Genomic DNA, 13,815 nt, shown 5'->3' on the forward strand with positions numbered 1-13,815 from the left:
AATTCTCCTGTTCTGACGTTGTCGAGGGGCGCCTCTAAGCGGATTGGAGGCCCTCCAGCTTAGTTCAAGGTCATGCAAGCCGTCCGGCGGCGAAGTCGCGCGCGAGTGCGATAAAGGCTTGGAAGGCCGCGGAGGAATTGCGCCGATTGGAATAATAGAGGCACAGCGGCACCAGCGGCGGCGTCCAGTCTTCGAGAATGCGCACGAGCCGACCCGCCGCAATGTCGTCGCGTATGTCGGCTTCCATGAAATAGCCGACCCCTACGCCGTTGGTCACCGCGATCCGGGCTAGCGACGCTTCGTCGAGGGTGATCGGGCCCTCGACATCGAGCTGCAATTCTTCGCCGCCCTTCTCGAACCGCCATCGGAACAAGGCGCCATTGGGAAGCCGCACGCGAAGGCAGGGATAAGTGAGCAGCTCCTGCGGCACTTGCGGGATGGCCCTGCTTTCGAAAAAGGCGGGGGACGCGGCAACCGCCATGCGTCGCATCTGACCCAGCGGTATGGCGATCGCGTCGCTGGGCACCAGATCCGCGCTGCGCACGCCCAGATCGAAGCCCGCCGCCACGACGTCGACCAGCCGTCCTTCGGTGACGAGGTCGATATGAACCTGCGGATAGCGCTGCAGATAGGTCAGGACCAGCGGCACCATGATCTCGCGCGCCGCCGTCGCGAAGGCATTGATGCGCAATGTGCCGGACGGCGTCTCCTGCTGGGAACGCGCCGTGTTCATCGCCTTCTGGATGTCCTCCAGCGCTGGCTTGATCTGTGCGACGAAGATCCGCCCCGCATGAGTGAGCGAGACGCTGCGCGTGGTGCGATTGAACAGCCGCACGGCAAGCTCCCGCTCGAGCTTGCCCACCGCGTTGCTGATGGCCGTGGTCGACATGCCGAGGTCCAGCGCCGCCGCTCGAAACGAGCCGCACCGGACGATGGCGAGAACCGCCTCGAGCTCGATCAGCGAATGGCGATTCATTGTCCCGATATCCGCAACATCCTATGTCGATTTGTCTCGATTATCAGGCGAAATGTCCATCGCTAAATAGGCCTCCTCACTGTCGAGGAGATGACCATGTCAATGGACCTGCCCAAGCCGATCGCCGACTATGTCGAGGCGAATGCCCGTCTCGATATCGACGGCATGTTGAAGCCCTTCCAGCGCGATGCCGTCTTCATCGACAACGGCAAGCATTTCGAGGGACAGGCGGCGATCCGCCAGCTGTTCGAGGAAGAAGTGATCCCGGTGAAGGCGATCTTCACGCCCGATACCATCCGGGAAGACGGCGACGATATCGTCGTCGAAGGTCCCGCTCATGGTGACTTCCCGGGCAGCCCGCTGCGCTTCACCTACCGCTTCACGCTGGCGGATGGCGCCATCAGGACGCTGGAGGTCACGCTATGAGCATCAAGGTCGATCCCACCGAGTTCGCCGGCAAGCGCGTGCTCGTCAGCGGCGGCACCAAGGGTCTGGGCCGCGCCACGGTCGAGCGCTTCCTCGCCGGCGGGGCCCGGGTCATCACCGCCGCCCGCGCGATCAGGGACCCCATGGAGGGCGTCGAATATGTGCAGGCGGACCTGACCACGCCCGAGGGCGGCCAAGCGCTGGCCAGGGCGGCGCGCGAGCGGCTGGGCGGCATCGACATTCTCGCCCATGTCATCGGCGGTTCGGCTTCGCCGGCCGGTGGCTTCGCCGCGCTGACGGACGAGCACTGGCTCGCCGAGCTGAACCTCAATTTGCTGGCGACGGTCCGGCTCGATCGGCTGCTGATCCCGCAGATGATTGAGCGAGGCACCGGCGTGGTGGTACACATCACCTCGATCCAGTCGGTCCTGCCGCTGCCGGAATCCACGACCGGCTATGCCGCCGCCAAGGCGGCGCTCAGGACCTACAGCAAGTCGATCTCGAAGGAGCTCGGTCCCAGGGGCGTGCGGGTCAATTCCGTCTCGCCCGGCTGGATCATGACGGAGGCCGCCGGAGATTTTCTCGGAATGCTTCAGGCTGCCAATGGCGGCACGATCGACGATGCGCGCCAGTCCGTGCTCGATGCCCTGGGCGGGATCTCGATCGGGCGGGGCGCCGAGCCCGAAGAGGTGGCCGACCTCATTGCCTATCTCGCCTCGGACCGTGCCGCCGCGATCCATGGCGCCGAGTTCGTCATCGATGGCGGGACCATCCGCACCGTTTGAGCGGCCATCCGGCGCTCGTCCTCGGGGGAAGCTCCTCGCGCAAATGCTGAACGGCAGCTTCTGACAGGGGCTGCCGTTCCACCTGTCGCACGAGAAGGACGGCTTGGTCCCTCCGGGCCGTTTCATTTCCGACGCGCGGATAATTTCAGTGTGTTTTTCATAGCACTATTGGGCGCGCGATGCAGTATAACGCTGCCACGGCACAGTGAAACCGATTGACTCAAGGTTGATGAACTCTACAGAGACTGCCGGTCGTTTCGGGCTGCGCTGGCGGTCCGGAGGCGAGATACAATCAGCCACACGCCAAGCTTAATGCCCTGTTCATGGCGGAAGGACCACATGGCCGCAGGCCATGGCTGGCCGGCCGGCGGGGGGACGAGAATGTTGCAGCTGCGAAATTTCTTCGAATCCGGCTTGTCGGTGGTGATTTATTCGGATAATACAGTTCGGACCACGAGGGGCGCTCATGCGCCGAGGCGGCGGAACCCATGAATTACGAAACCAACATGAAATACGAGGCCATGCTGGGGGACGAAATCGACGCGGAGACGGCCCGCAAGCGGCGCAGGATGCTCCTTTTCGTTGGCCTTGGCGTGTTGCTCGCGCTCGCGGTCTTCATTGGCTATCGCATGTTTGCCGGCTCCGGCAACGAGGGTGAGACGGCCAATCAGGTCCCGCTGGTGACGGTCGCCGTGCCCGGGCAGGAAGCGGTCACGCGCATGGCGAATGCCACCGGCACGCTCGCGGCCCGCGTCGACATGCCCGTGGGCGTGGTGGGCGAGGGCGGTCGCGTCCTCGCGGTCCATGTCCAGCCGGGCGATCGCGTCGGGGCCGGCCAGATCCTCGCCTCGATCGAGCGTTCGGTCCAGGCCGAGCAGATCGCGCAGCTGGCCGCCAGCGTGGAAGTGGCGAAGGCCGATGCCAAGCTCGCCCAGAACAATCTCGATCGTGCCCGGGCCCTGCTTTCGGACGGCTTCGTCTCGCAGGCCGATATCGATCAGCGCGTCGCGACGCGGGATGCCGCCGTGGCGCGGGTCAATGTCGCGGCTGCCCAGCTCAATTCCATGCGCGCGCAGGTCGGCCGGCTCGATATCCGTGCCCCTGCCGCCGGCATCGTGCTCACCCGTGATGTCGAGCCCGGCCAGGTGGTCAGCGGCGGCAGCGGTGTGCTGTTCCGTATCGCCCGTGGCGGCGAGATGGAGCTGCGCGCCCTGCTTTCGGAAGACGAGCTTGCCCGCCTGAAGATCGGCACGGTCGCGAATGTCACGCCCGTCGGCTTCGAGCGCAGTTTCGAGGGCCATGTCTGGCAGGTGTCGCCGGTGATCGACCAGTCGACCCGGCAGGGCATCGCGCGCATCGCGCTGCCTTATGATCCTGCCCTGCGCCCCGGCGGCTTCGCCAATGCCCAGATCGCGATGGAGCGGCTGGATGCTGCGGTGCTGCCGGAATCGGCGGTGCAGAGCGACCAGAAGGGCAGCTTCGTCTACATCGTGGGCAAGGACAACAAGGTCGAGCGCCGCGACGTGCGGACCGGTGCGGTCACCGCTGGCGGCATCGCGATCACGCAGGGTCTCCAGGGTGGCGAGAAGGTGGTGCTCTATGCGAGCGGCTTCCTCAACCCCGGCGAGACGGTGAATCCGCGAATCGAGAAGAAGAGCAGCTAAAGGCGCGTCCGCGCCGGCGATCGGCCGGCGGGTCGCAGCCTGACGGAGCAAGTGGCTATGCGCAATATTTCGGCCTGGTGTATCCGCAATCCGGTGCCGCCCATCGTCATTTTCCTGGGGTTGCTGCTCGCGGGCATCATCTCGTTCATGAACATGGCGGTCGTGGACAATCCCGACATCGATTTCCCGGCGGTGGAGATCACGATCACCCAGCCGGGCGCCGCGCCGACGGAAATCGAGACGCAGATCACGCAGCGCATCGAGGCCGCGGTGCGCGGCATCAATGGCGTGGACGAGATCCAGTCGACGGCGCGCGAGGGCTCGAGCGAGACTTTCGTCCAGTTCCAGATTGGCATCGATCCCAATGTCGCCGTGCAGGAAGTGAAGAACGCGGTCGACCAGATCCGCTCCGACCTGCCGGAGGGCATTCTCGAGCCCTTCGTGCAGAAGGTGGACGTGGGCGGCGCGGAAATCGCTTATTATTCCGTCCAGGCGTCGGACATGACGATCGAGCAGCTGAGCTGGTTCGTGGACGATACGGTGGCCAAGCGCCTGCTCGGCATTCCCGGCATGGCGCGCGTGGGCCGCGGCGGCGGCGTGGACCGCGAGATCCGCGTCATCCTCGATCCGGTGAAGATGCAGTCGCTGGGCGTCACGGCCACGCAGATCAATCAGGCGCTGCGCCAGGTGAACCTGAACGCCGCGGGCGGCCAGGCGGAAATCGCCGGCTCGCGCCAGTCGGTCCGCGTGCTCGGCAACGCGCAGTCGGCTTATGATCTGGGCCAGACGCAGATTTCGCTCGGCAATGGCCGCAGCGTGCTCCTCTCCGAGCTGGCTACCGTGACGGACGGCTATGGCGAGCAGAAGCGCATGGCCAAGGTCGCCGGCAAGCAGGTCGTCAATTTCTCGATCGAGCGCGCCAAGGGCGCCTCGGACGTGAACGTCTATGACGAGACGATGCGCGTGCTCAAGAGCCTGGAGGAAACCAATCCGGGCGTGAAGTTCTACCAGCGCTTCACCAGCGTCAATTACACCAAGAACCAGTATAACAGCTCCATGCACGCCATCGTGGAAGGCGCGGTGCTGGCGGTCATCGTGGTGTTCATCTTCCTGCGCGACTGGCGCGCCACGGTCATCAGCGCCATCGCCATCCCGCTCTCGGCGATCCCGACCTTCTTCTTCATGGACATCATGGGGTTCAACCTCAACTTCCTGTCCCTGCTGGCGCTCGGTCTGGTCGCGGGCGTGCTGGTCGACGATGCGATCGTGGAGATCGAGAACATCGTCCGGCACATGCGCATGGGCAAGACGGCCTATCAGGCGTCGATCGACGCGGCGGACGAGATTGGCCTGGCGGTCGTGGCGACCACCATGTCCATCGTCGCGGTGTTCCTGCCGGTCGGCCTCATGCCCGGCATCTCCGGCCAGTTCTTCAAGAATTTCGGCTTCACGGTCGTCATCTCGGTGCTCATCAGCCTTGCCGTCGCGCGCATGATCACGCCGATGATCGCTGCCTATTTCCTCGAGCATCATGGCGAGGAGAAGCATGGCGAAGGCTGGCTGATGGACCGCTATATGGGCCTGCTGGCCTGGGCGCTCGATGACCGGCGGGCCAAGGCCTATGCCAGCGGCGGCGGCTTCGGCCGGCGGTTCCGCGCCAAGTTCCTCGATCATCGCCTGTGGATGATGGGCTTCGGCCTCGCCGCGTTCGTCCTGACGATCGTGCTGCTGATGACGATGCCGCAGCAGTTCGAGCCGAACCAGGACAATGACTTCAGCCGCATCAACATCGAGATGGTGCCGGGCACCACGCTGCGGCAGTCGGAAGCCGTTGCCGATCGCGTCGCGGCGCTCATCAATGCCCAGCCAGAGGTGGAAAACGCCATGGCGAACATTGGCGAGGGCAATGCGCGCATCTTCATCACGCTGAAGAAGGATCGCAAGCGGTCCAGCATCGAGCTGGAGCGCGAGCTGGCGCCGCGGCTTGCCGAATTCCCCGATGCGCGCGTCACCTTCGCGTCGCAGCAGGGCGGCTTCGGCACCGGGCGTGACATCTCGGTCATGCTCAACGGCTCGGATCCCAAGGTGCTCGAGGAGACCGCCGCGCAGCTCGCCGAGGAAATGAAGTCCATTCCCGAGGTGGTGGCCCCGCGCGTGAATGCGGACATGCAGCGCCCCGAGCTCATCATCCGTCCCCGGCTCGATCTGGCTGCGCAGCTGGGCGTCACCACGACCTCGCTGAGCCAGGCGATCCGCATCGCCACGCTGGGCGACATCGACCAGAACAGCGCGAAATTCTCGCTGTCGGACCGGCAGGTGCCGATCCGGGTGATGCTGCCTGAATCGTCCCGTCGCAATCTCTCGACCATCGAGAACCTGCCGGTGCAGACGGCGGCCGGCGGATCGGTGCCGCTCAGCCGCGTCGCCGAGATCAGCTTCGGTGCCGGCCCGACCTCGATCCAGCGTTATGCCCAGCAGCGCCGCATCTTCGTCGGCGCGGATCTGGCGCGCGGGGCCGTCAAGGGCCCCGTGATGAACAAGATCAACGAGCTGCCCACGATGAAGAACCTGCCGGCCGGCGTCACCAACCAGGCCGTCGGCAGCGATCGCTGGCAGCAGGAGCTGATCGTCAACTTCATCGTCGCGGTCGCGTCGGGCGTGATGCTGGTCTTCGCGGTGCTGGTGCTGCTCTACAAGCGGTTCATTTCCCCGCTGGTCAACATGTGCTCGCTCGCGCTGGCGCCGCTCGGCGGCCTGCTTTTCCTGCTCGTGCTGGGCGAGCCGATCTCGCTGCCGGTCTATATCGGCCTGCTGATGCTGCTCGGCATCGTGGCCAAGAACTCGATCCTGCTGATCGACTTCGCGCTGGAGGAGATGGATCGCGGCGTGCCCAAGTTCGAGGCGATCATGGAAGCGGGTCACAAGCGCGCCCAGCCGATCGTCATGACCACGGTCGCGATGACCGCGGGCATGGTGCCGACTGCCCTGTCGCTGACCGGCGATGGCGCCTGGCGCTCGCCGATGGGCATCACGGTGATCGGCGGCCTCGTGCTCTCGACCCTGCTGACACTGGCAATCGTCCCGGCGGCCTTCAGCCTGGCGGACGGGCTGGAGAAGCGGCTCGGGCCGTGGCTGCGCCGCCGCTTCCTCACTTATGACGGTCGCGAAGGCGGCGCGCCGGCGGCCACGCACCCGGCCGAATAGCGCGCTTTCGGGAACCAAAGCGCGCCATCGGGCTTGTCACCATGCCGGGTGGGCGGCATGACAGGCGAGCGATGGGCGGCGAGAGAGGCATGATCCGGATTTCCGCTGGCGGCGGCGGCGCACGGCAGATGCGGATCGTCGCCACCGGCCTGCTGCTGGTCATGGCCGCGCTTTACGTCACCGCGCGCAGCTTCGAGCCCATGCATCCCGGCATAGGCTTCGTGCGCGCCTTCGCGGAAGCGGCGATGGTCGGCGGACTGGCGGACTGGTTCGCCGTCACCGCGCTGTTCCGCCATCCGCTCGGCCTGCCGATCCCGCACACCGCGATCATCCCGCGCAACAAGAACCGCATCGGCGACACGCTGGCGGCCTTCCTGCGCGACAATTTCCTCACGCCCGCCGTTGTTGCGCGCCGCATGGGCCGGGTCGATGTGGCCGCCGCCGCTGGGCGGCTGCTCGCGGCGCCATCAGGCACGGACGACCGGCTGCGGCGCGGCGCCTCGCGCCTGCTGGCGGACGGGCTCGAGGCGCTCGATGACCAGCGCCTTGGCGGCATGATCAAGGCCGCGCTGGTGCAGCGCATCGGCCAGGTGCAGCTTGCGCCGCTCGCCGGGCAATTGCTCAGCGCCGCGATGCGGGAGGGGCGCCACCGCCCGGTCATTGACGCGCTGATCCGCTGGGCCGCGCGCACGCTGGAAGCCAATGCCCCGCTCATCCACCAGATCGTGCACGAGCGGTCGGGCACGATCATGCGCTGGACCGGGCTCGACGAGACGCTGGCGGGCAAGATCATCCAGGGGCTCGAGAATCTGCTGCAGGAAGCCGCCGACGATCCCGAGCACCGCTTGCGCGCCAAGGTGGAGGAAGGGTTGATGACGCTGGCCTTCGATCTGCAGCATGACCCGAAGATGCAGGCGCGGGTCGATCGCATGCGGGACGAGATGATTGCCAATCCCGCGATGCAGCGCTGGCTGGACGGGCTCTGGCAAGCCGCGCGCGAGGGGCTGCTGCGCGCCGCGCGCGATCCTGAGGCGGTGCTCGCCGGCCGTCTTGGCGAGTTCACCCGGCAGATCGGCGAGACCATGCGGGACGATCCGGCCCTGCGCCGGCTGGTGAACCGCTTCGCCCGGCGCGTCGCCGTGGGCACGGCCGCGCGTTATGGCGGCAGCATCGTGACGCTCGTCTCGGAGACGGTGCGCAGCTGGGATGCCCGCACCGTGACCGACCGGCTGGAAAGCGCGGTCGGCCGGGATCTGCAATATATCCGCATCAACGGCACGCTGGTCGGCGGACTGGTCGGCGTCGGCCTGCACAGCATGTCGGCGCTGTTCCCCAGCTGAGGGCCGGGGACGCCGCAGCCCGTCAGCGCCGGCCGTCGATCAGCCTCACAGTTGCGCGCATGGCCGCAGGGCCGTGCGCAGCGTCGCCGGGGCGTTCGCGAGCGAGGCCTCGCCTTCCAGCTTGCCGTTCAGCCGGAGCATCACCGTGCCTTTCTGCTGCATGAGCAGTGGCAGCAGCTGCGTGCCGGAGACGCTGCCGATCCACTGGGTGCCGTTGTTGCTGGCGGCGCGCACCGGCAGATTGACCAGCCGTCCCGAGAAGTTCCACGTCATGGTGAGCGCGCCCGGGCGGGCCGGCTTGTTCAGCAGCATCGCCATATAGGGCTTGCCGCCCTCGCAATAGAGGCTGAGCGATTCGATGTTGGGCGATCCGGCGGCGCTCACATAAGCGAGGGGCGCGCGGCCCTGCACCGGCACCAGCTCCCAGGGCGTACCCGGCAGCGGCACGGCCGTTTCCGGCGGGCTGTTCTGCAGCATGGTCGCGATTTCGGCGGGCACGGGGATGCGGCCGCCCTGCGCGGGGGGATAGACGGTCAGCTTGCCCTTTTCCCAGAGGCCCACCTGCACGGCCTTGCGCGCGGGGTCGATCAGCACATAGGCCTGCTCGACGCCGCCCTGATGCTGCGCATTGCCGGAGATATAATAGAGATTGCCCTGCCGGCCGAGCGGGCCGACCACATTGAGGTTGGTCTTGAGAACCTCCATCTTCGGGCCGAGCCGGCTGCGCAGCGCGGCGGCGACCGCGCCCTTGTCGAACAGGTCGATATTGTCCCGCGCATAGCTGCCGGGATATTTGCCGACGAGGCTCGGCAGGTTCGTCCATTCCATCGGCAGGCCCGCGACCGGCGCGGGCCGGCGCGGCCGCTGCCTTGGTCGCCGCCGGGGCAGCGGTCACCGCCGCGCCGGTGCCCTTGCAGAGCTGGAAGGGCGAGGCGGACGTGAAGGCCGCCTGGAAGGGATCGGCGCGCTGCCCCGGCCCCAGATCGGCATCGAAGCGGATGACGCCCCGCTTCTCGTCGTCATTCACGAACATGATGAGCCGGCCGAAATCGCTTTCGCTGACCGGGAAGGGGAAGAAGACGGACGTGATGCCGTCATAGGTCGGCCCCATGAAGGATGCGGCATATTCCACGCGGTGCTGGGTCACCGTGCGGCCCGTGGCGCGAAAGGTGAAGCCCTTGTCGTCGATGGTGACGCTCGGCCCGCTCGCGCAGTCGCCGCGCGGCGCATAGCTGCCGTAGATCTCGCCAAAGGCGTCGCGCGTGAGGCCGTTCAGCGTCACGGCTTGCGCACTGCCCGATATCAGCAGCGCCGCGATGCCCAGCGCAAGACCATGTCCGTGCCGGGCCACTCGCCCGGGGCGTGCAATCTCATTCGCCATATCCTGTTACCTCCCACCATGAACCCAGGCGAAGAATAATGCGGCGAAATGAACGATGGTGGAATGGACTTGTCAGTATTTCGACAGCGCACCGCTGTCTCAGCCTCTCATCGGCGTCTTACGCTGGGCAGGTAAAAGCGAGGCGGGTTTCCCCCGCCGGCGCGCCATCCGGCGTGAAGCGCCGCTCGATGATCGTGCCCTTGCCGGCCCGGTCGATCGCCACCACGCTGCTGCACCGCGTGCCATAGACGGGATTGCGGATGAACACCGGCGACTGGCGCGGCTCCTGCGCGATCTCGGACGGGATGGCGGGCGCCTGCCCGAAATCGGGGAGCTGTTCCTGCCGCAGCGGGTCGAGCAGCGCGGCGGGGTCGCCGGCGTCCGTCAGCAGCCAGTCGAGCAGGGCGGCCTTCAGCTGCACGGTCTTGGGCCAGGGCTCGTCGAGCGCGCCGTTGGAAAGGCCGTAGAGGCCCGGCCCCAGCCGCGCGCGGTCGGGCGCCGGCCGGTTGGTCAGGAACAGCGCGCCCTGCCGGTCGGCAACGATCAGGTTGAAGGGATTGAACGCGGCAAGGTCGGCCGTCCGCGCGTCGGCATGGCGGCCTGTCCCGGTGAGCAGGTCGGCAACCAGCGCCCCGCGCGAGGCCCGGCCGGGCGCCGGCGGGCCATAGCCGCGCAGATTGGTCACCACGGCGAAGCGGCCTTCCTCGGAGACGCCGAGCCAGCTTCCGCCCGATTGCAGGTCGCGCCCGCCGATCACATGCGCCGCCTGCGGCCAGCGCCCGAGCGCCGCCGCCGGGCGGTCATGCAGCTCGTCGCGATTGCCCGCCATCACCAGCGCCCAGCGCGGGTGGGCATCCCAGGCGAAGGCCAGCACGCACATCGCTCAGACCGCCACGATCTCGGCGAGGATGCCGTCGAGCAGCAGCATGCCCGCCGGGGTAGTGGCGAGCCGGTCGCCCGCGCGCGTCACCAGCCCGTGCCCGGCCAGTCGCGCCACGGCCGCCTCGTCGATGAGGGCGTCGGGGGCGAGGCCGGTCCGCGCGGCGATGGCGCGCAGGTCCACGCCATCGGCGAGGCGCAGCCCCATCATCAGCGCTTCCCCCGCCTGCTCGGCGGGCGAGAGCAGGCGCTCCTCCACGAGGCCATGGCCATTGCGCTCGATGGCGCGCATCCAGTTTTCGGGCTTGCGGTGGCGCGCGGTGGCGGTGCCGCCGCGCCGGCCATGCGCGCCCGGCCCGATGCCGGCATAATCGGCATAGCGCCAGTAGGCGAGATTGTGCCGGCTCTCCTGACCGGGGGCGGCATGGTTGGAGACTTCATAGGCCGGGCGCCTCGCCGCGCCCGTCATGGCGCGCGTCAGCTCGAAGAGGTCGGCGGCATGGTCCGCATCGGCGGGCGTGAAGGCGCCGCGCCGCACGTCCGTCTCGAACCGCGTGCCCGGCTCGATGGTTAGCTGGTAGAGCGAGAGATGATCGGTGCCGAAGCCGAGCGCGCGGCGCAGCTCGCTGTCCCAGTCGGCAAGGCTCTGGCCGGGGCGCGCATAAATGAGGTCGATGCTCACGCGATCGACGCAGGCCTGTGCCGCGTCCAGCGCCGCGAGTCCTTCGCTGAGGTCGTGGGCGCGGCCAAGGAAGCGCAGCGCCGCGTCGTCGAGCGCCTGCAGGCCCAGCGAGAGGCGATTGATCCCGGCATCGGCCGCCTGCCGGAAGCGCGCCGCTTCCGCGCTGTTCGGATTGGCCTCCATGCTGATCTCGATGGCCTCGTCGAAGCGCCAGTGCCCCGCCGCCGCGTCGATCAAAGCGGCAATGGTGGCCGGCGGCATCAGCGAGGGCGTGCCGCCGCCGAAGAAGATGGAGCCGAGCGTCCGGCCCGGCAGCAGCGCGGCCTCATGGGCCAGGTCGCGCAGCAGCGCGTCCCGCCAGGCCTCCTGGTCCACCTCTTCCCGCACATGGCTATTGAAGTCGCAATAGGGGCATTTGGCGACGCAGAACGGCCAATGGATGTAGAGGGCAAGAGGCGCCGCGGGAGTCATCGCGCCGATATAGCGGCTGCGCGCGGAAAGTCAGCCGGCCTGCGTCTCCCGGGCCGCGCCCAGCAGTCGCAGCGCGGGCCAGTAGAGCAGCCGTTCCTCGCGCTCCATCATGGCGCGCAGCTGGTCGAGCATCTGCGAGAGCGCCTGCGCATAACCGGCCCGGTCCGCGTCGATGGCGGGCAGGGTCCATCTGCGCACATGGTCGGAATAAGCGCCGTGCCCGGCCCGGCATTCGGCGATCAGCGCCGCCGCGCCCGGGATCTGGTCGATCCGGCCGCTGCCCATGAGCGGCCTGACGATCGTTTCCTCCTCGGCCTTGAGATGCGCCATGGCCAGCCCGGCGAGGCGCACGCGCAGCTGCGCGATCTCCTCGAGTCGCGCCGGTGGCGTGCGGCGCGCCGTTGCCAGCAAGTCTTCCCCCGCCGCGATCATCACGCGGTGCTGCCTGAAAATGTCGTCCGTCATTGCGGACTACCCCTTTATTGACCCTGTCCAGGTGGTCATCGGCGGAAAGACCATAGCATCTGGTTAACGAGGGCCGGCGCAGGGGCGGAAAACTGCGAAAAAAGGCGCGTCCGCGCCTCCGCCGGGGTCAGAAGAGCCCGGCGACCAGCCGCTCGAAGGCGCGGGTGCGGTGGCTCATCGCCTTCTTCGCCTCGGGCGCCATCTCGCCGAAGGTCAGGCTCTGGCCGGCGGGCTGGAACACCGGATCATAGCCGAAGCCCTGCCGGCCGCGCGGCGGCCAGACGAGCAGCCCTTCGGCGCGTCCCTCGAACAGGGCGGTCTCGCCGTCCGGCCAGGCGAGGCAGAGCGTGCAGACGAAGGCCGCGCTGCGGTCGGCATCGGGGCCGATCTCGCACAGCAGGCCCTCGACCTTGCCCATCGCCATGTACCAGTCCCGGCCCTTCTCGCCCTCGAACCATTGCCGCTCCGCCCAGTCGGCGGTGTAGACGCCGGGCCGCCCGCCCAGCGCCGCGACTTCAAGGCCGCTGTCGTCGGCCAGCGCGGGCAGGCCGGACGCGGTGGCGGAGGCCAGCGCCTTGATCCGCGCATTCTCGGCGAAGGTCGTGCCGGTCTCCTCGGGCTCGGGCAGGCCGAGCGACCCGGCCGAGACCGGTTCCATGCCATGCGGTCCAAGCAGCGCGGTGATCTCGCGCACCTTGCCTTCATTATGGCTGGCGATGACGAGGCGGCCGGGGGGGAGGGTGCGGGTCATGGCAGCGTGCGCGGGCTCAGCGCCCCGTCGCCTTGTCCTGCGCCGCGAAGATCTGCGTGCAGCCGATGCGGGCGAGGCGCAGCAGGCGCAGCAGTGCTTCCTCGTCATAGGTCGCGCCTTCCGCCGTCGCCTGCGCCTCGGCGATGTTGCCGTTGGAGAGCAGCACGAAATTGGCGTCGGCATGGGCATTGCTGTCCTCGATATAATCGAGGTCGAGCACCGGATTGCCTTCATAGATGCCGCAGGAGACGGCCGCGACCTTCGCCTGGATGGGGTCCACGCTCAGCGCGCCGCTCGCCAGCAGCTTGTCCACCGCGATGCGCAGCGCCACCCATGCGCCGGAGATGCTGGCCGTGCGCGTGCCGCCATCCGCCTGGATGACGTCGCAGTCGAGCGTGATCTGCCGTTCGCCCAGTGCCTTCAGGTCCACCACGGCGCGCAGCGAGCGGCCGATGAGCCGCTGGATTTCCTGCGTGCGGCCCGATTGCTTGCCCTTGGCCGCCTCGCGGCTGCCGCGCGTGTGCGTGGCGCGGGGCAGCATGCCATATTCCGCCGTCACCCAGCCCTCGCCCTTGCCGCGCAGGAAGGGCGGCACGCGCTCCTCGATGCTGGCGGTGCACAGCACCCGCGTATCGCCGAAGGAAACAAGGCAGCTTCCTTCCGCGTGCACGGTGAAGCCGGGCTCCATCGCGATGGTGCGCATTTCGTCGGGGGCTCGGCCGGATGGGCGCATGAACGTCGGTTCCTTCTTTGCTGACTCGAGGGCGCTCTAGAGCGATTCCGGGCGCGGT

At 67.8% G+C, this 13,815-nt stretch carries 13 protein-coding genes; 6 read left to right on the forward strand and 7 right to left on the reverse strand.

Going from position 1 to position 13,815, the window contains the following annotated elements; genetic code table 11:
• Window positions 1-70: 70 nt before the first annotated feature.
• Window positions 71-976: a LysR family transcriptional regulator gene (locus tag HNP60_RS02270; RefSeq protein ID WP_184149704.1), complete on the reverse strand. Its 906-nt coding sequence runs from the start codon at window positions 974-976 to the stop codon at window positions 71-73.
• 96 nt (window positions 977-1,072) lie between these two features.
• Between HNP60_RS02270 and HNP60_RS02275 the strand changes: the two genes are divergently transcribed.
• The 5 genes from HNP60_RS02275 (at window position 1,073) to HNP60_RS02295 (ending at window position 8,395) form a co-directional block, all read left to right on the forward strand.
• The gene (locus HNP60_RS02275) at window positions 1,073-1,402 is read left to right on the forward strand and encodes a nuclear transport factor 2 family protein (protein ID WP_184149706.1); all 330 of its coding nucleotides are present in this window, start codon (window positions 1,073-1,075) and stop codon (window positions 1,400-1,402) included.
• Window positions 1,399-2,187: an SDR family oxidoreductase gene (locus HNP60_RS02280; RefSeq protein WP_184149709.1), complete on the forward strand. Its 789-nt coding sequence runs from the start codon at window positions 1,399-1,401 to the stop codon at window positions 2,185-2,187. Before HNP60_RS02275 ends, HNP60_RS02280 begins: the two co-directional genes overlap by 4 nt.
• Before the next feature lie 488 nt (window positions 2,188-2,675).
• Window positions 2,676-3,851 carry an efflux RND transporter periplasmic adaptor subunit gene (locus HNP60_RS02285; RefSeq protein WP_184149711.1) on the forward strand — a complete coding sequence of 392 codons (1,176 nt, stop codon included), beginning with the start codon at window positions 2,676-2,678 and terminating at the stop codon, window positions 3,849-3,851.
• A 51-nt stretch (window positions 3,852-3,902) separates the two neighbouring features.
• Window positions 3,903-7,055: an efflux RND transporter permease subunit gene (locus tag HNP60_RS02290; protein WP_184149714.1), complete on the forward strand. Its 3,153-nt coding sequence runs from the start codon at window positions 3,903-3,905 to the stop codon at window positions 7,053-7,055.
• A gap of 89 nt (window positions 7,056-7,144) precedes the next feature.
• The gene (locus HNP60_RS02295) at window positions 7,145-8,395 is read left to right on the forward strand and encodes a DUF445 domain-containing protein (RefSeq protein WP_184149716.1); all 1,251 of its coding nucleotides are present in this window, start codon (window positions 7,145-7,147) and stop codon (window positions 8,393-8,395) included.
• 45 nt (window positions 8,396-8,440) lie between these two features.
• On the opposite strand, the gene HNP60_RS02300 is transcribed toward HNP60_RS02295, so the two are convergent.
• Window positions 8,441-9,223, reverse strand: coding sequence for a hypothetical protein (locus tag HNP60_RS02300; RefSeq protein WP_184149719.1), 783 nt, complete (start codon window positions 9,221-9,223; stop codon window positions 8,441-8,443).
• Between the two features lie 281 nt (window positions 9,224-9,504).
• Between HNP60_RS02300 and HNP60_RS19810 the strand changes: the two genes are divergently transcribed.
• Entirely contained in the window at window positions 9,505-9,627 is a 123-nt protein-coding gene (locus tag HNP60_RS19810; protein WP_260394609.1) for a hypothetical protein, read from the forward strand.
• A 267-nt stretch (window positions 9,628-9,894) separates the two neighbouring features.
• Here the strand turns inward: HNP60_RS19810 and HNP60_RS02305 are convergent, their stop codons facing one another.
• From HNP60_RS02305 to rph, 5 genes are all read right to left on the reverse strand, one after another.
• A complete protein-coding gene (locus HNP60_RS02305) occupies window positions 9,895-10,656 on the reverse strand; it encodes an NRDE family protein (protein WP_184149722.1) in 762 nt (253 codons plus the stop codon).
• A gap of 3 nt (window positions 10,657-10,659) precedes the next feature.
• Complete coding sequence (gene hemW, locus HNP60_RS02310; RefSeq protein WP_184149725.1) at window positions 10,660-11,808, reverse strand: radical SAM family heme chaperone HemW; 1,149 nt, start codon at window positions 11,806-11,808, stop codon at window positions 10,660-10,662.
• 30 nt (window positions 11,809-11,838) lie between these two features.
• On the reverse strand, window positions 11,839-12,273 hold the full coding sequence (locus tag HNP60_RS02315) for a hemerythrin domain-containing protein (RefSeq protein WP_184149728.1): 435 nt from the start codon (window positions 12,271-12,273) through the stop codon (window positions 11,839-11,841).
• 127 nt (window positions 12,274-12,400) lie between these two features.
• Window positions 12,401-13,024, reverse strand: coding sequence for an RdgB/HAM1 family non-canonical purine NTP pyrophosphatase (gene rdgB / locus HNP60_RS02320; RefSeq protein WP_184149731.1), 624 nt, complete (start codon window positions 13,022-13,024; stop codon window positions 12,401-12,403).
• Between the two features lie 16 nt (window positions 13,025-13,040).
• A complete protein-coding gene (gene rph, locus HNP60_RS02325) occupies window positions 13,041-13,757 on the reverse strand; it encodes a ribonuclease PH (protein ID WP_014074831.1) in 717 nt (238 codons plus the stop codon).
• Between the last annotated feature and the right edge of the window lie 58 nt (window positions 13,758-13,815).

This window comes from Sphingobium lignivorans, assembly GCF_014203955.1.
Lineage (GTDB): Bacteria > Pseudomonadota > Alphaproteobacteria > Sphingomonadales > Sphingomonadaceae > Sphingobium > Sphingobium lignivorans.